General features: G+C 67.7%; 11 protein-coding genes. 10 read left to right on the top strand and 1 reads right to left on the bottom strand.

Annotated features, from left to right (window positions below; all coding sequences use genetic code 11):
• Positions 1 to 41: 41 nt before the first annotated feature.
• Entirely contained in the window at positions 42 to 659 is a 618-nt protein-coding gene (gene rplJ, locus A5787_RS02610) for a 50S ribosomal protein L10 (protein ID WP_066961157.1), read from the top strand.
• A 32-nt stretch (positions 660 to 691) separates the two neighbouring features.
• Positions 692 to 1084, top strand: a complete 393-nt coding sequence (gene rplL, locus A5787_RS02605) for a 50S ribosomal protein L7/L12 (RefSeq protein ID WP_066961154.1) — start codon at positions 692 to 694, stop codon at positions 1082 to 1084.
• Between the two features lie 49 nt (positions 1085 to 1133).
• On the opposite strand, the gene A5787_RS02600 is transcribed toward rplL, so the two are convergent.
• Positions 1134 to 1820 (bottom strand): TetR/AcrR family transcriptional regulator, encoded by a 687-nt coding sequence (locus A5787_RS02600; RefSeq protein ID WP_066961148.1) that lies wholly within the window; start codon positions 1818 to 1820, stop codon positions 1134 to 1136.
• 71 nt (positions 1821 to 1891) lie between these two features.
• On the opposite strand from A5787_RS02600, the gene A5787_RS02595 reads away from it, so the two are divergent.
• The 8 genes from A5787_RS02595 to A5787_RS02560 all read left to right on the top strand — a co-directional run bounded on the left by A5787_RS02595 (position 1892) and on the right by A5787_RS02560 (position 18284).
• Positions 1892 to 3373 carry a carotenoid oxygenase family protein gene (locus A5787_RS02595; RefSeq protein ID WP_066961146.1) on the top strand — a complete coding sequence of 494 codons (1482 nt, stop codon included), beginning with the start codon at positions 1892 to 1894 and terminating at the stop codon, positions 3371 to 3373.
• Positions 3374 to 3542: 169 nt separating this feature from the next.
• On the top strand, positions 3543 to 4556 hold the full coding sequence (locus A5787_RS02590) for an ABC transporter ATP-binding protein (RefSeq protein WP_066961143.1): 1014 nt from the start codon (positions 3543 to 3545) through the stop codon (positions 4554 to 4556).
• Between the two features lie 417 nt (positions 4557 to 4973).
• Positions 4974 to 8471, top strand: coding sequence for a DNA-directed RNA polymerase subunit beta (locus A5787_RS02585; RefSeq protein WP_066961306.1), 3498 nt, complete (start codon positions 4974 to 4976; stop codon positions 8469 to 8471).
• A 35-nt stretch (positions 8472 to 8506) separates the two neighbouring features.
• Positions 8507 to 12457 (top strand): DNA-directed RNA polymerase subunit beta', encoded by a 3951-nt coding sequence (locus A5787_RS02580; protein WP_066961140.1) that lies wholly within the window; start codon positions 8507 to 8509, stop codon positions 12455 to 12457.
• Positions 12458 to 12599: 142 nt separating this feature from the next.
• Entirely contained in the window at positions 12600 to 14966 is a 2367-nt protein-coding gene (locus A5787_RS02575) for an AAA family ATPase (protein WP_066961137.1), read from the top strand.
• A 38-nt stretch (positions 14967 to 15004) separates the two neighbouring features.
• Positions 15005 to 15760, top strand: coding sequence for a deoxyribonuclease IV (locus tag A5787_RS02570; RefSeq protein WP_066961303.1), 756 nt, complete (start codon positions 15005 to 15007; stop codon positions 15758 to 15760).
• Positions 15761 to 15771: 11 nt separating this feature from the next.
• Positions 15772 to 16608: a PHB depolymerase family esterase gene (locus A5787_RS02565; RefSeq protein ID WP_066961134.1), complete on the top strand. Its 837-nt coding sequence runs from the start codon at positions 15772 to 15774 to the stop codon at positions 16606 to 16608.
• A 47-nt stretch (positions 16609 to 16655) separates the two neighbouring features.
• A complete protein-coding gene (locus A5787_RS02560) occupies positions 16656 to 18284 on the top strand; it encodes an acyl-CoA dehydrogenase family protein (protein ID WP_066961131.1) in 1629 nt (542 codons plus the stop codon).
• Positions 18285 to 18289: the final 5 nt, after the last annotated feature.

Below are 18289 nucleotides of genomic sequence, written 5' to 3'. Positions count from 1 at the left end.
CTCCGGTGATCGCAGAAGACTTTCACTGACAGGAGGTATGCATGGCCAGGGCTGACAAGGCCACCGCCGTCGCAGACATCGCGGAGCAGTTCAAGGACTCGACGGCCACCCTGATCACCGAATACCGCGGTCTGACCGTGGCCAACCTGGCCGAGCTGCGCAGGTCGCTGGCGGGATCGGCCACCTACACGGTGGCCAAGAACACCCTGATCAAGCGGGCGGCCGCCGACGCCGGCATCGAGGGCCTCGACGAGCTGTTCGCCGGCCCGACGGCGATCGCGTTCGTCAGCGGCGAGCCGGTCGACGCCGCCAAGGCCATCAAGACCTTCGCCAAGGACAACAAGGCCCTGGTCATCAAGGGCGGCTACATGGATGGCCACCCGCTGACGGTCGCCGAGGTCGAGCGCATCGCGGACCTCGAGTCCCGCGAGGTGCTGCTGGCCAAGCTGGCCGGCGCGATGAAGGGCAACCTCGCCAAGGCCGCCGGCCTGTTCGCCGCCCCGACCTCGCAGATGGCCCGGCTCTTGGCCGCCCTGCAGGAAAAGAAGCCCGCCGAGCCGGAGCCTGCCGCTCCGGTCGCAGAAGCAGCGGCGGCACCCGCCGAAGAAACCCCCGAGGCACCGGCTGAAACGGCCGAGACACCGGCCGAAGCCGAATAACCCCACCCGATTACCAGGAAGGACCCATACCCATGGCAAAGATGACTGCCGACGACCTGCTCGACGTGTTCAAGGAAATGACCCTGTTGGAGCTTTCGGACTTCGTCAAGAAGTTCGAAGAGACCTTTGAGGTCACCGCGGCCGCGCCGGTCGCCGTCGCCGCCGCCGGTCCGGCCGCCGGTGGCGCCCCCGCCGAGGCCGCCGAGGAGCAGTCGGAATTCGACGTCATCCTCGAGGCCGCCGGTGACAAGAAGATCGGCGTCATCAAGGTGGTCCGCGAGATCGTCTCCGGCCTGGGCCTCAAGGAGGCCAAGGACCTCGTCGACAGCGCGCCCAAGCCGCTGCTGGAGAAGGTAGCCAAGGAGGCGGCCGACGACGCCAAGGCCAAGCTCGAGGCCGCCGGCGCCACCGTCACCGTCAAGTAGCACTACTTCACGAAACCCCCGGAAACGCCCTTCCGGGGGTTTCGTGCGCTCAGCGGACGCCGAAGGCCGCGCGCTGCGACTTTCGCACGCGCTCCGGTGAATCTCCCAGAGCCACAAGGAAATTCGACGTCAGGGAGCCGAGCACGGGTGCGACGGCCGCGCCGTCCTCCCCGTAGAAGCCGGCCAGTTCGAGCATCACGAACCCGTGCACCAACGCCCAGAACTGGGCGGCTGTGGCCACTATCGCTTGGTCGGGCGCACCGTCGGCGGCGACGCCGACGGTGATTCGCCCCGCGCGCATCGACCGCTGCACCGCGCGCACCACGTGCGCGAAGCTGGGGATGCGCTGTTCGATCTCGGCGACCGTCAGCGTCAGGACGTTGCCCGCGGGTGCGTTGATGCCGTGCGCGCTGGTGCTGCCGAACATCAGCCGATACATGTGCGGACGCTCGATGGCGTAGCGCCGATAGGCGGCGCCGACGGTGAACAGGTCGGCGACCGGGTCGTCGGTCTGGGGCACCGTCAGCGCGGCGTCGAACTGCCGCAGGCCCTCCTCGGCGACCCCGGCGATCAGGCCCCGCATCCCGCCGAAATGGGTGTACAGCGCCATCGTCGAGGTCCCCGCGGCGCCGGCCACCCTGCGCGTCTGCAGCGCGTCCGGCCCGTGCTCGTCGAGCAGCGCGACGGCGGCGTGCAGCATCTCGTCACGCACGCTGCGTTGGGTCTCCGAGGTCATCCTTGTCATCTTCCCATCACCGGCGTACTGTCCTGATAACAGTGAAATATCAATGTTATAGGAGCTTACCGGTGACATCCGTGCAAACCACCCAATCCCGGAATCCGTACCTCGAGGGCTTCCTGGCGCCGGTGGGCGCCGAGGTGACCGCGACCGACCTGGAGGTCACCGGGCGCATCCCCGAGCACCTCGACGGGCGGTATCTGCGCAACGGGCCGAACCCGGCCGAAGAGGTCGACCCGGCCACCTATCACTGGTTCAGCGGCGACGGCATGGTGCACGGGGTGTCGCTGCGCGACGGCAAGGCCAACTGGTACCGCAACCGCTGGGTGCGCAGCCTGTCGGTGTGCACCGGCCTCGGCGAGCCGGCCCCGGCCCGGCTCGACCCGCGGGCGGGCATGCTCTCGCTGGGCGCCAACACCAACGCGCTGACCCACGCGGGACGGACCCTGGCGCTCGTTGAGGGCGGCGTCGCCAACTACGAGCTGACCGAGGAGCTCGACACCGTCGGCACGTGCGACTTCGACGGCACGCTGGCCGGTGGCTACACCGCTCATCCGCACCGCGATCCGCGCACCGGCGAACTGCACGCGGTGTCCTACTCGTTCGCCCGCGGGCGAACCGTGCAGTACTCGGTGATCGACACCGGAGGGCGGGCCCGCCGCACCGTCGACATCAAGGTGTCCGGGTCGCCGATGATGCACGACTTCTCGCTGACCGACAAATATGTGGTGATCTACGACCTGCCGGTGACGTTCGACGCCGCGCAGGCGCTGCCGGCGAACATGCCGCGCTGGCTGTCGGCGCCGGCCCGGCTGGTGATGCAGTCGCTGGTCGGACGCGTCCGGGTGCCGGGCCCGGTCCACGCGATGATGAACCGCGACCCGAAGCACTCCGACCGGATGCCGTACGCCTGGAACCCGAACTACCCGGCGCGCATCGGGGTGATGCCCCGCGAGGGCGGCGACAAAGACATCCGCTGGTTCGACATCGAACCCTGCTACGTCTACCACCCGCTCAACGCCTATTCCGAAATGCGGGACGGCGCCGAGGTTTTGGTGCTCGACGTGGTGCGCTACGCGCGGATGTTCGACCGCGACCGGCGCGGCCCCGGCGAAGCCCCGCCCACGCTGGACCGCTGGACCATCAACCTGGCGACCGGCGCCGTCAGCACCGAATGCCGCGACGACCGGCCGCAGGAATTCCCCCGCATCAACGAAGCCCTGCTGGGCGGGCGGCACCGCTTCGGCTACACCATCGGCGCCTCCTTCCAGGGCGCCGAGCCGGGGCTCTACAAGCACGACTACGCGACCGGGTCGCGCGAGGTCGCCGCGCTCGACCCGGCCCTTTCGCTCGGCGAGATGTCATTCGTCGGCAACCCGGAGGGCCGCGCCGAGGACGACGGCATCCTGATGGGCTACGCCTACCACCGCGACCGCGACGAAGGGCAATTGGTGCTGCTGGATGCGCAGACCCTCGAATCGGTGGCTACCGTGCATCTGCCGCAGCGGGTTCCGATGGGTTTCCACGGCAACTGGGCGCCGGCTGGCTAACACCCGCGTCAATAACGCCCACCGGCGACGCCCGCTCCGATCTCAGCTCGGCCAATTTTTGCCGGCGGTGCCGTCCAACCCTGATGCGGTCCCGGGAGCGTGCGCTACAGTGACTCATGCCACAGAAAAGGGCAGGTGGCGGGCACAAGCGTCGACGGAAGGATCTCCCATGGGCGTCGCTATCGAGGTGAGGGGACTTACCAAGTCCTTCGGTCCCTCGAGAATCTGGGAAGACGTGTCGTTGGATATCCCCGCCGGGGAGGTCAGCGTCCTGCTGGGGCCGTCGGGTACCGGCAAATCGGTGTTCCTGAAGTCCCTCATCGGTCTGCTGCGGCCCGAGCGCGGCTCGATCATGATCGACGGCACGGACATCCTGGAATGTTCGGCCAAGGAGCTCTACGAGATCCGCACGCTGTTCGGCGTGATGTTCCAGGACGGCGCGCTGTTCGGCTCGATGAACCTGTTCGACAACGCCGCGTTCCCGCTGCGCGAGCACACCAAGAAGAAGGAAGGCGAGATCCGTGACATCGTCATGGAGAAGCTGAGCCTGGTGGGGCTGGGCGGCGACGAGAAGAAGTTCCCCGGTGAGATCTCCGGCGGTATGCGCAAGCGCGCCAGCCTGGCCCGGGCGCTGGTGATGGACCCGCAGATCATCCTGTGCGACGAGCCCGACTCCGGTCTGGACCCGGTTCGTACCGCTTACCTGAGCCAGCTGATCCTCGACATCAACGCCCAGATCGACGCCACCGTCCTGATCGTGACGCACAACATCAACATCGCCCGCACGGTGCCGGACAACATGGGCATGCTGTTCCGGCGCAAGCTGGTCATGTTCGGTCCGCGCGAGGTGCTGCTGACCAGCGACGAGCCGGTGGTGCGGCAATTCCTCAACGGCCGCCGCATCGGCCCCATCGGCATGTCCGAGGAAAAGGACGAAGCCACCATGGCCGAAGAGCAGGCCGCGCTGGACGCGGGTCAGCACGCGGGCGGTGTCGAGGAAGTCGAGGGCGTGCCGCCGCAGATCGTGGCGTCGCCCGGCATGCCCGAGCGCAAAGCCGTCGCGCGGCGCCAGGCCCGGGTGCGCGAGTTGATGCACACGCTGCCCAAGAAGGCCCAGGCGGCGATCCTCGACGACCTGGAGGGCACCCACAAATACCGGGCGCACGAGTTTGGCGGCGAATAGCGCGCCGCAGGCGCATCCGGCGGCCCGGCCCGAGAATTTTGCGATAACTCGGCGCAACTTGCCGCCCCGCCCTCTTGACGACGCGGCGTAAACGGGTCAGTCTGTTGGGCAGCATGTGCCTACGGGAAAGTCGATTTGCCAGCCAGCGCCGATGTCCCTGGGCAGATTGTTGTGGGTAGTTGAGGAATGCGCGCGCCTGCGCTATTGTTGGACGTTGCGCTGGCTACTTCCTGCCCACCTCACCCGCCACCTGACATCGTGGTCTTAGCCTGAGCCCCCACCCGCGGCTTAGCTATTTAGTTGTGCGCGTGAGATCTGGGCAGATCGTTCGCCAGCCATACCGACAAAATTGATGCGGCGAACGCAGCCGGTTGCCCCGGTTCCCGTGAGTCGCACGAGGTGCTGGAAGGATGCATCTTGGCAGATTCCCGCCAGAGCAAGCGTCGCCAAAAAAGTTCCACGAATGGCTCCGTGCCCGGGGCACCTAACCGAGTCTCCTTCGCCAAGCTCCGCGAACCGCTCGAGGTTCCGGGGCTTCTTGACGTGCAGACCGACTCCTTCGAGTGGTTGATCGGCTCGCCGCACTGGCGCGAGGGCGCCGCAAACCGCGGGGATGCCAGCCCGATGGGTGGCCTGGAAGAGGTCCTCTACGAGCTGTCGCCGATCGAGGACTTCTCGGGCTCGATGTCGCTGTCTTTCTCCGACCCCCGCTTTGACGAGGTCAAGGCGCCGGTCGACGAATGCAAAGACAAGGACATGACCTACGCGGCGCCGCTGTTCGTCACGGCCGAGTTCATCAACAACAACACCGGCGAGATCAAGAGCCAGACGGTGTTCATGGGCGACTTCCCGATGATGACCGAGAAGGGCACCTTCATCATCAACGGGACCGAGCGCGTCGTCGTCAGCCAGCTGGTGCGTTCGCCCGGCGTGTACTTCGACGAGACGATCGACAAGTCCACCGAGAAGACGCTGCACAGCGTCAAGGTGATCCCCAGCCGCGGCGCCTGGCTCGAGTTCGACGTCGACAAGCGCGACACCGTCGGCGTGCGCATCGACCGCAAGCGCCGCCAGCCGGTCACCGTGCTGCTCAAGGCGCTGGGCTGGACCGCCGAGCGGATCACCGAGCGGTTCGGCTTCTCCGAGATCATGATGTCGACGCTGGAGAAGGACAACACCGCCGGCACCGACGAGGCGCTGCTGGACATTTACCGCAAGCTGCGTCCGGGCGAGCCGCCGACCAAGGAGTCCGCGCAGACCCTGCTGGAGAACCTGTTCTTCAAGGAGAAGCGCTACGACCTGGCCCGGGTGGGTCGCTACAAGGTCAACAAGAAGCTGGGCCTGAACACCAAGGACCCGATCACCGCGACGACGCTGACCGAAGAGGACGTCGTCGCCACCATCGAGTACCTAGTCCGCCTGCACGAGGGGCAGGCCCTGATGACCGTCCCCGGCGGCGTCGAGGTGCCGGTGGAGACCGACGACATCGACCACTTCGGCAACCGCCGGCTGCGCACGGTCGGTGAGCTGATCCAGAACCAGATCCGGGTCGGCATGTCCAGGATGGAGCGCGTCGTCCGGGAACGGATGACCACTCAGGACGTCGAGGCGATCACGCCGCAGACGCTGATCAACATCCGGCCGGTCGTCGCCGCGATCAAGGAGTTCTTCGGCACCAGCCAGCTGTCGCAGTTCATGGACCAGAACAACCCGCTGTCGGGTCTGACCCACAAGCGCCGCCTGTCGGCGCTGGGCCCCGGCGGTCTGTCCCGTGAGCGCGCCGGCCTCGAGGTCCGCGACGTGCACCCTTCGCACTACGGCCGCATGTGCCCGATCGAGACCCCGGAGGGTCCGAACATCGGTCTGATCGGCTCGCTGTCGGTGTACGCCAGGGTCAACCCGTTCGGGTTCATCGAGACGCCTTATCGGAAGGTTGTGGACGGGGTCGTCACTGACGAGATCCACTACCTGACCGCCGACGAGGAGGACCGCCACGTGGTGGCGCAGGCCAACTCGCCGATCGACGCCGACGGCCGGTTCGTCGAGGGCCGCGTCTTGGTCCGCCGCAAGGCGGGCGAGGTCGAATACGTGCCCTCGTCCGAGGTGGACTACATGGACGTGTCGCCGCGCCAGATGGTGTCGGTGGCCACGGCCATGATCCCGTTCCTCGAGCACGACGACGCCAACCGTGCCCTGATGGGCGCCAACATGCAGCGCCAGGCGGTTCCGCTGGTGCGCAGCGAGGCGCCGCTGGTGGGCACCGGCATGGAGCTGCGCGCCGCGATCGACGCCGGCGACGTCGTCGTCGCGGACAAGGCCGGGGTGATCGAGGAGGTCTCCGCCGACTACATCACCGTGATGGCCGACGACGGCACCCGGCACACCTACCGGATGCGCAAGTTCGCCCGCTCCAACCACGGCACGTGCGCCAACCAGTCGCCGATCGTGGACGCGGGCGACCGCGTCGAGGCCGGCCAGGTCATCGCCGACGGTCCCTGCACCGAGAACGGCGAGATGGCGCTGGGCAAGAACCTGCTGGTCGCGATCATGCCGTGGGAAGGCCACAACTACGAGGACGCGATCATCCTCTCCAACCGCCTGGTCGAAGAGGACGTGCTCACCTCGATCCACATCGAGGAGCACGAGATCGATGCCCGCGACACCAAGCTGGGCGCCGAGGAGATCACCCGGGACATCCCGAACGTCTCCGACGAGGTGCTGGCAGACCTGGACGAGCGGGGCATCGTGCGGATCGGTGCCGAGGTCCGCGACGGCGACATCCTGGTCGGCAAGGTAACCCCGAAGGGTGAGACCGAGCTGACTCCGGAGGAGCGGCTGCTGCGGGCGATCTTCGGCGAGAAGGCCCGCGAGGTCCGCGACACCTCGCTGAAGGTGCCGCACGGCGAGTCCGGCAAGGTCATCGGCATCCGGGTGTTCTCCCGCGAGGACGACGACGAGCTGCCGGCCGGTGTCAACGAACTGGTCCGCGTCTACGTGGCCCAGAAGCGGAAGATCTCCGACGGCGACAAGCTGGCGGGCCGGCACGGCAACAAGGGCGTGATCGGAAAGATCCTGGCGCAGGAGGACATGCCGTTCCTGCCGGACGGCACCCCGGTGGACATCATCCTGAACACCCACGGTGTGCCGCGACGGATGAACATCGGCCAGATCCTGGAAACGCACCTCGGCTGGTGCGCGCACAGCGGCTGGAAGGTCGACACCGGCAAGGGCGTCCCGGACTGGGCCGGCAACCTGCCGGAGGACCTGCTGCACGCGGAGCCCAACGCCATCGTGTCGACACCGGTGTTCGACGGCGCGCAGGAGGGTGAGCTGCAGGGGCTGCTGTCGGCGACGTTGCCCAACCGCGACGGCGAGGTGCTGGTCAACGGTGACGGCAAGGCGGTGCTGTTCGACGGCCGCAGCGGCGAGCCGTTCCCGTACCCGGTGACCGTCGGCTTCATGTACATCATGAAGCTGCACCACCTGGTGGACGACAAGATCCACGCCCGCTCCACCGGCCCGTACTCGATGATCACCCAGCAGCCGCTGGGCGGTAAGGCGCAGTTCGGTGGCCAGCGGTTCGGTGAGATGGAGTGCTGGGCCATGCAGGCCTACGGCGCCGCGTACACGCTGCAGGAGCTGTTGACCATCAAGTCCGACGACACCGTCGGCCGGGTCAAGGTGTACGAGGCGATCGTCAAGGGCGAGAACATCCCCGAGCCGGGCATCCCCGAGTCGTTCAAGGTGCTGCTCAAGGAGCTGCAGTCGCTGTGCCTCAACGTCGAGGTGCTGTCGTCCGACGGTGCGGCGATCGAGCTGCGCGAGGGCGAGGACGAGGATCTCGAGCGGGCCGCGGCCAACTTGGGAATCAACCTGTCCCGCAACGAATCCGCCTCTGTTGAGGACTTGGCTTAATTAGTTACTAAACCCGCAAGGGGAAAGGGAGTTACGTGCTCGACGTCAACTTCTTCGATGAACTCCGCATCGGCTTGGCCACCGCGGAGGACATCCGGCAATGGTCTTACGGCGAGGTCAAAAAGCCGGAGACGATCAACTACCGCACGCTCAAGCCTGAGAAGGACGGCCTGTTCTGCGAGAAGATCTTCGGACCGACTCGCGACTGGGAGTGCTACTGCGGCAAATACAAGCGCGTCCGCTTCAAGGGCATCATCTGTGAGCGCTGCGGCGTCGAGGTGACCCGCGCCAAGGTGCGCCGTGAGCGGATGGGCCACATCGAGCTGGCCGCTCCGGTCACGCACATCTGGTACTTCAAGGGTGTGCCGTCGCGGCTGGGGTATCTGCTCGACCTCGCCCCGAAGGACCTCGAGAAGATCATCTACTTCGCGGCGTACGTGATCACGTCGGTCGACGACGAGATGCGGCACAACGAGCTGTCCACGCTCGAGGCCGAGATGATGGTGGAGCGCAAGGGTGTTGAGGACCAGCGCGACGCCGATCTGGAGGCCCGGGCGCAGAAGCTGGAGGCCGACCTGGCCGAGCTGGAGGCCGAGGGTGCCAAAGCCGATGCCCGGCGCAAGGTTCGGGACGGCGGCGAGCGCGAGATGCGCCAGATCCGCGACCGTGCCCAGCGCGAGCTGGACCGGCTGGAGGACATCTGGACCACCTTCACCAAGCTGGCCCCCAAGCAGCTCATCGTCGACGAGAACCTCTACCGCGAGATCGTCGACCGTTACGGCGAGTACTTCACCGGCGCCATGGGTGCGGAGTCGATCCAGAAGCTGATCGAGAACTTCGACATCGACGCCGAGGCCGACTCGCTGCGCGAGGTCATCCGAAGCGGCAAGGGGCAGAAGAAGCTTCGCGCGCTGAAGCGGCTGAAGGTGGTCGCCGCCTTCCAGCAGTCGGGCAACTCGCCGATGGGCATGGTCCTGGACGCCGTGCCGGTCATCCCGCCGGAGCTGCGCCCGATGGTCCAGCTCGACGGTGGCCGGTTCGCGACCAGCGACCTGAACGACCTGTACCGCCGCGTGATCAACCGCAACAACCGGCTCAAGAGGCTGATCGACCTCGGTGCGCCCGAGATCATCGTCAACAACGAGAAGCGGATGCTGCAGGAGTCGGTGGACGCGCTGTTCGACAACGGCCGCCGCGGGCGTCCGGTCACCGGGCCGGGCAACCGTCCGCTGAAGTCGCTGTCGGATCTGCTCAAGGGCAAGCAGGGCCGGTTCCGCCAGAACCTGCTCGGTAAGCGCGTCGACTACTCCGGCCGTTCGGTCATCGTGGTGGGCCCGCAGCTCAAGCTGCACCAGTGCGGCCTGCCCAAGCTGATGGCGCTGGAGCTGTTCAAGCCGTTCGTGATGAAGCGGCTCGTCGACCTCAACCACGCGCAGAACATCAAGAGCGCCAAGCGGATGGTCGAGCGTCAGCGTCCCCAGGTGTGGGACGTGCTCGAGGAGGTCATCGCCGAGCACCCGGTGCTGCTGAACCGCGCACCCACCCTGCACCGGCTGGGCATCCAGGCCTTCGAGCCGATGCTGGTGGAGGGCAAGGCGATTCAGCTGCACCCGTTGGTGTGTGAGGCCTTCAACGCCGACTTTGACGGCGACCAGATGGCCGTGCACCTGCCGCTGAGCGCGGAGGCGCAGGCCGAGGCCCGCATCCTGATGCTGTCCTCCAACAACATCCTGTCGCCGGCCTCCGGCCGCCCGCTGGCCATGCCCCGACTGGACATGGTGACCGGCCTGTACTTCCTGACCACCGAGGTCGACGGCGACAAAGGCGAATACTCGCCGGCCGCCAAGGACCAGCCGGAGGCGGGCGTGTACTCCTCGCCGGCCGAGGCGATCATGGCGTCGGACCGCGGTTTGCTCTCGGTGCGCGCCAAGATCAAGGTGCGGCTGACCCAGCTGCGTCCGCCGGCCGAGATCGAGGCCGAGCGCTTCGGTGCCAACGGTTGGCAGCCCGGCGACGCGTGGCTGGCCGACACGACGCTGGGCCGGGTGCTGTTCAACGAGCTGCTGCCGCTGGGGTACCCGTTCGTGAACAAGCAGATGCACAAGAAGGTGCAGGCCGCCATCATCAACGACCTGGCCGAGCGCTACCCGATGATCGTGGTCGCGCAGACCGTCGACAAGCTGAAGGACGCCGGCTTCCACTGGGCGACCCGCAGCGGTGTGACGGTTTCGATGGCCGACGTGTTGGTGCCGCCGCGCAAGAAGGAGATCCTCGACCAGTACGAGGATCGGGCGGACAAGGTCGAAAAGCAGTTTCAGCGCGGTGCTTTGAACCACGACGAGCGCAACGAGGCGCTGGTCGAGATCTGGAAGGAAGCCACCGACGAGGTGGGTCAGGCGCTCCGCGAGCACTACCCCGCCGACAACCCGATCATCACGATCGTCGACTCGGGCGCCACGGGTAACTTCACCCAGACCCGAACGCTGGCCGGCATGAAGGGTCTGGTGACCAACCCGAAGGGTGAGTTCATCCCGCGTCCGGTCAAGTCTTCCTTCCGTGAGGGCCTGACCGTGCTGGAGTACTTCATCAACACCCACGGCGCCCGAAAGGGCCTGGCGGACACCGCGTTGCGCACCGCCGACTCGGGCTACCTGACCCGTCGCCTGGTGGACGTGAGCCAGGACGTCATCGTCCGCGAGCACGACTGTCAGACCGAGCGCGGCATCGTGGTCGAGCTGGCCGAGCGTCAGCCCGACGGCACCCTGATCCGTGACCCGTACATCGAAACTTCGGCGTACGCGCGGACTTTGGGGACCGACGCGGTCGACGAGGCCGGCAACGTCGTCGTCGCGCGCGGCGAGGACCTGGGCGATCCGTCGATCGACGCCCTGCTGGCGGCGGGCATCACGCAGATCAAGGTGCGCTCGGTGCTGACCTGCACCACCGGCACCGGGGTGTGCGCGACCTGTTACGGGCGCTCGATGGCCACCGGCAAGCTGGTCGACATCGGCGAGGCCGTCGGCATCGTGGCGGCCCAGTCCATCGGTGAGCCGGGCACGCAGCTGACCATGCGGACCTTCCACCAGGGTGGTGTCGGTGAGGACATCACCGGCGGTCTGCCCCGTGTGCAGGAGCTGTTCGAGGCCCGCGTGCCGCGCGGCAAGGCGCCCATCGCCGATGTCACCGGCCGCGTCCGCCTCGAGGACGGCGAGCGCTTCTACAAGATCACCATCGTTCCCGACGACGGCGGCGAGGAGGTCGTCTACGACAAGCTCTCCAAGCGGCAGCGGCTGCGTGTGTTCAAGCACGAGGACGGCTCCGAGAAGGTGTTGTCCGACGGCGACCACGTCGAGGTGGGTCAGCAGCTGATGGAAGGCTCGGCCGACCCGCACGAGGTGCTGCGCGTGCAGGGCCCCCGGGAGGTGCAGATCCACCTGGTCCGCGAGGTCCAGGAGGTCTACCGCGCCCAGGGTGTGTCGATCCACGACAAGCACATCGAGGTGATCGTCCGCCAGATGCTGCGCCGCGTGACCATCATCGACTCGGGCGCGACGGAGTTCCTGCCCGGTTCGCTGATCGACCGCGCGGAGTTCGAGGCTTCGAACCGCCGGGTGGTGGCCGAGGGCGGCGAGCCCGCCGACGGTCGCCCGGTGCTGATGGGTATCACCAAGGCGTCGCTGGCCACCGACTCGTGGCTGTCGGCGGCGTCGTTCCAGGAGACCACGCGCGTGCTGACCGATGCGGCGATCAACTGCCGCAGCGACAAGCTGCAGGGTCTGAAGGAGAACGTGATCATCGGAAAGCTGATCCCGGCGGGTACCGGCATCAACCGGTACCGCAACATCGCGGTGCAGCCCACCGAGGAGGCCCGCGCCGCGGCGTACACGATCCCGTCCTACGAGGATCACTACTACAGCCCGGACTTCGGCCAGGCCACCGGGGCCGCGGTCCCGCTGGACGACTACGGATACAGCGACTACCGCTAGTCAACACACGAAAGAGCCCCGGGCAAGGCCCGGGGCTCTTTCGTTGCCTCGATCTCCCGATGCCCCAGGGCATTCGCGGTATCGTGACATGGTCAATCAGGGCGCATCCCCGCTTTGCGGCCGTCGAGGACGGTGAGAATCGATGGGCGACTTGCATTCACGCCCGCCGCCGGCGCCGGCGACGAAATTCCGCCCCCCGGTCGCGGTGCTGTCGTTGGTCACTCGCCACAAGTTGATGGCCGTCCTATGCGCAGCCGGGCGCCGGCGGCTGATCCTGATTTATGCGCCCTCGGGGTTTGGCAAGACCACGCTGGTGGAGCAGTGGCGAGCGGAACTGAGCAGCTCCGGTGTGGCGGTGGCCTGGTTGACGGTCGATGACGATGACAACAACGTGGTGTGGTTCCTCGCGCATGTGCTCGAGGCGATCCGACGGGTCCATCCCGCCGTGGCCGCCTCGTTGGGGCAGGTCCTTGAAGAGCGCGGGGAGGAGGCGGTGCGCTACGTGTTGACGTCGCTGATCGACGAGATCGACGAGATCGGTACCCCGGTCACGCTGGTGATCGACGATTGGCAGCGGGTATCGCACAGCCGTACGACCGAGGCTCTGCGTTACCTGATCGACCATGGTTCGCATCACCTGCAATTCATCGTGAACAGCTGGTCGCGCGCCCGGTTGCCGTTGAGTAAGTTGCGACTTCGTGACGAACTGGTCGAAATCGATTGTGACAACCTTCGTTTCGATGCCGATGAGGCGCAAGCGCTGCTGAAGGACATTGCCGGGCTGGCGGATAGCGACGTGGCGGCCTTGACCGCCTCGACGGACGGATGGGTCGCCGCCCTGCAGCTGGCGCGGCTGTCGCTGCGCGGCGACGGCGACGCCTCGGGCCTGCTGCGGCGAATGTCGGGGGACAACGAGGTGGTCGGTGAACTTCTCGCCGAAAATGTGCTCAACACCCTGGAGCCCGAATTGCTCGACTTCCTCTGGGCGACGTCGATCACCGAGCGAACCTGTGGGGAGCTCGCATCGGTGTTGGCCGGGGTCGACGGCGGGCGGGACGTGCTCGAGGACGTCGAGCGACGCGGTCTGTTCCTGCGGCGCACCGATGACGACCCGCCGTGGTTTCGCTATCACCAGATGTTCGCCGGATTCCTGCGGCGCCGCCTTGAGCGCGATAGCCCCGATCGCCTGAAACGCCTGCACCGCACCGCATCGGACTGGTTCGCCGAGCACGGCTACCTCAGTTATGCCGTCGATCACGCGCTGGCCGCGGGGGAGGCCACCCGGGCGGTCGACCTCGTCGAGCGGGACAGAACGATTGGATCGGTCAACCGATCACGCATGACAACCTATCTCGGCATCATCGACAAGCTACCCACGCAACTGGTGAATTCGCGGCCGCGGCTGAACCTTTCCATCGCCGCGGCCAATATTCTGCTGCAGCGCCCCGCCGCCATCGAGGCCGCACTCGACCGCGTCGCCGGCGCCATATCGAAGTCAGACCTGCCCGCGGAGAAGCGGGCAGACCTCACCCTGGAGGCCGACGTGTTGCGGGCGGTGGCACAAATGAACGCCGACCGGGTCGAGGGCCTGGCCCATCTGGTGGCCCGGGTGATATCGAGGCCAAAAACCCTGCGCCCGGTGCTGCCCCAGGCGACGGCGACCGTCGCGGCATTCGCGGGGATCTATCGCTTCGACTTCGAGGCGGCCCATCGGGCATTGGAATGGGCGGCGCCCTACGACGAGGGGGCCGCCGCGGGCTACCACAGCTGCTGGGAGGGCATTGCCGCTCGACATCAGCTCGACATCCCTCGCGCGCTGCGCAGCTTCCGGAAGGCATTCGAAATCGGCGCGGCGGTGGGGCGGGAATCGCAGGCGGCGCGACACGCTGGAGCGCTGCTCGGCGAATTGCTCTACGAGATGGGCGGATTCGCTGAGGCGGCGGACCTACTCGAGGAGAGCTACCGGCTCGGACCCGAAGCCGGCGCCGTCGATTACCTGGTGGCGCAATACGCCGTCAGCGCCAGAATCAAAGCCGCCCAGGGGGATCGCGATGCGGCGGGCAGCCGCCTCGACGCGGGTATGACGGTGGCCCAGAGGTTGGGGTTGCCGCGGCTGGCGGCCGCCATCAACCACGAACGGGTCAGATTGCAGCTGCCGATCGCCCCGCCGGAGGCCGCCCGGCTGCAAGCCGTGCGCCGCGTCTTTCATGGTTCCAACGGCATCGCGACCATCGCAGCCGAGCTGGACGAGGCCTCCGGCATCCGCCTGCTCTCGCGAAGCCGCACCCGCGACGACCGCGACCGGGCCTGCCGGCGCGCCGGCGCTCTGCTCGCCGGAATCGACCCGACCGCTCGGCCGCTGGCGGCCCTGCACGCCCGCCTGTTGTTGGCCGAAACTCTCACCGCTGCCGGGCTGGCGAAAGACGCGGGAGACCATATCGCGGCGGTCCGCGCCCTGTGCACCCAATACGGGCTACCGCAGCTGCTCGTCGACGCCGGGCTCGGTTAGCAGGCTCCCCGTCGGCACGGCTCACTACAATGGCCACCGTGCTCATCGGTTCGCACGTCCACCAGGACGATCCCTTGGCCGCCGCGCAGGCCGACGGCGCCGACGCGGTGCAGTTCTTCCTCGGCAACCCGCAGAGCTGGAAGAAGCCCAAGCCGCGCGACGACGCCGAGGCGCTGAAGGCGTCGACCATCCCGCTGTACGTCCACGCGCCGTACCTCATCAACGTGGCCTCGGCGAACAACCGCATCCGCATCCCGTCGCGCAAGATCCTGCAGGACACCTGCGACGCCGCGTCGGAGATCAACGCGACCGCGGTGATCGTGCACGGCGGCCACGCCGACGACAACGACATGGAGGCCGGCTTCGAGCGCTGGGTCAAGGCGCTGGACTACCTCGAAACCGATGTGCAGGTGTACCTGGAGAACACCGCGGGCGGCGACCACGCGATGGCCCGGTATTTCGACACCATCGGCAGGCTGTGGGATCGCATCGGGGACAAGGGAATTGGCTTCTGCCTGGACACCTGCCACGCGTGGGCCGCGGGTGAGGAGCTGATCGACGCGGTCGACCGGATCAAGGCGCTGACCGGCCGCATCGACCTGGTGCACTGCAACGACTCGCGCGACGCGGCGGGCTCGGGCGCCGACCGGCACGCCAATTTCGGCACCGGGCACATCGATCCCGAGGTACTCGCCGCGGTGGTCAAGGCCGCCGACGCCCCCGTCATCTGCGAAACCGCCGACGAGGGCCGCAAGGACGACATCGCGTTCCTGCGGGAAAAGACCGGCAGCTGACCTCCCGGCCCATGCTCGGTCGGATCGCGACGCTCGTCGGAGTGATTCTCCTGGTCGCGGGTTGCTCGTCGTGGTCCGATCCGCCGTCGGGCTTCGTGACCGGGACCAGTCTGCACCACATCAAGGTCGGCGGCCTCGACCGCAGCTATCGGCTGTACCAGCCCGTCGGCGTGCCCGCCTCGGCTCCGCTGGTGGTGGTGATGCACGGCTATTCGGGCAGCGGCAGGCAGGTCGAAAGGGACTACCAATGGGACGGTCTGGCCGATTCGGGCAAGTTCCTCGTCGCCTACCCGGATGGCCTCGGCCGGGCCTGGAACGTCGACGGGGAAACCTGCTGCGGCCGGTCCGGACGGGACGGCGTCGACGACGTCGGCTTCATCAAAGCGGCCGTCGCCGACATCGCCAGGAACCTGGGCGTCGACCCCGCCAGGGTCTATGCGACCGGCATGAGCAACGGCGCCATCATGTCCTTCACGCTGGCGTGCACCACCGACATTTTCGCCGCGATCGGCCCGGTTGCCGGCACGCAGCTGAACGCGTGTCGGGCCCCGCGCCCGACGTCGGTCATGCACATTCACGGCACCACCGATCGACTCGTCCCGTACGGCGGCGGGCAGGGCTTCAGCGTCATCAACGGCCCGTCGGTGCCGGACGTGAATGCGTTCTGGCGCAACGTCGATCAGTGCGGCGCCCCGGCCGTCACCACCAGCGGCCCGGTGGCCACGTCGACGGCCGGCTGCGCCGAGGGCCGCAGCGTCGTGCTCGTCACCGTCGACGGGGGCGGGCACGAGTGGCCGCCGTTCGCGAGCCAGGCCCTGTGGCAATTCTTCGCCGCCCACACCCGCTGACTATTACACCTCTTGTGCGACTGTCGAAGAAATGTAACATGAGTGGCATGCCAGACACCCATGCCGTCACCAACCAGGTCCCCACCCTGGAGAACCACAACCCCGCGACGTCCGCCGTGCTCGTCGAGGCGCTGATCCGCGAGGGCGGGCAGTGGGGCGCGGAAGAGGTGACCGAGCTCGGGGCGCTCGCCGGCACCCACCAAGCACAGCGGTGGGGCGAGCTCGCGGACCGCAACCGCCCCATACTGCGCACCCACGACCAATACGGGCACCGCGTCGACGAGGTGGAGTACGACCCGGCCTACCACGAGCTGATGCGCGCGGCGATCGCCCACGGTGTCCACGCCGCCCCGTGGGCCGACGAGCGGCCGGGTGCGCACGTGGTGCGCGCCGCCAAGATGTCGGTCTGGAACGTCGAGCCCGGACACACCTGTCCGATCTCGATGACGTATGCCGTCGTCCCGGCGCTGCGCTTCAACCCCGAACTCGCCGCGGTGTACGAGCCGTTGCTGACCAGTCGCGAGTACGACCCCGAGCTGAAACTGGCCACCACCAAGGCCGGCATCACCGCCGGCATGTCGATGACCGAGAAGCAGGGTGGCTCCGACGTGCGCGCCGGCACCACCCAGGCGACCCGCAACGGCGACGGCACGTACAGCCTGACCGGCCACAAGTGGTTCACGTCCGCGCCGATGTGCGACATCTTCCTGGTGCTGGCGCAGGCGCCCGGGGGGCTGTCCTGCTTCCTGCTGCCGCGGGTGCTGCCCGACGGCAGCCGCAACCGGATGTTCCTGCAGCGGCTCAAGGACAAGCTCGGCAACCATGCCAACGCGTCCAGCGAGGTCGAGTACGACGGCGCCGTCGCCTGGCTGGTGGGCGAGGAAGGCCGCGGCGTGCCGACCATCATCGAGATGGTCAACCTCACCCGGCTGGACTGCACGCTGGGCAGCGCGACCAGCATGCGCACCGGCCTTACCCGTGCCATCCACCACGCGCAGCACCGAAAGGCGTTCGGCGCCTACCTGATCGACCAGCCGCTGATGCGCAATGTGCTGGCGGACCTGGCGGTGGAGGCCGAGGCCGCCACGATCGTGGCGATGCGGATGGCCGGCGCGACCGACAAGGCGGCGCGCGGTGATGCGACGGAGGCGCTGCTGCGCCGGATCGGCCTGGCGGCCAGCAAGTACTGGGTGTGCAAGCGCGCCACCCCGCACGCCGCCGAAGCGCTGGAATGCCTGGGCGGCAACGGCTACGTCGAGGACTCCGGGATGCCGCGCCTCTACCGGGAGGCGCCGCTGATGGGCATCTGGGAGGGCTCCGGCAACGTGGGCGCGCTGGATACGTTGCGCGCCATGGCGACCCGCCCCGAATGCGTCGAGGTGCTGTTCGCCGAGTTGGCCCAGAGCGCCGGTCAGGACCCGCGGCTGGGCGGGCACGTCGAGCGGTTGCGCCGCGACCTGGGCGACCTGGACGGCATTGCCTACCGGGCCCGCAAGGTCGCCGAGGACATCTGCCTGGCGCTGCAGGGCTCGCTGCTGGTGCGGCACGGGCACCCCGCCGTCGCCGAGGCGTTCCTGGCCACCCGGCTCGACGGCCGGTGGGGTGGGGCGTTCGGCACCATGCCGGCCGGGCTGGACCTTGCTCCGATCCTCGAGCGAAGCCTGGTAAAGGGCTGAGTCGC

Source organism: Mycobacterium sp. 852002-50816_SCH5313054-b, assembly GCF_001667185.1.
Lineage (GTDB): Bacteria > Actinomycetota > Actinomycetes > Mycobacteriales > Mycobacteriaceae > Mycobacterium.
This window is presented reverse-complemented; position numbering and strand designations above follow the sequence as displayed.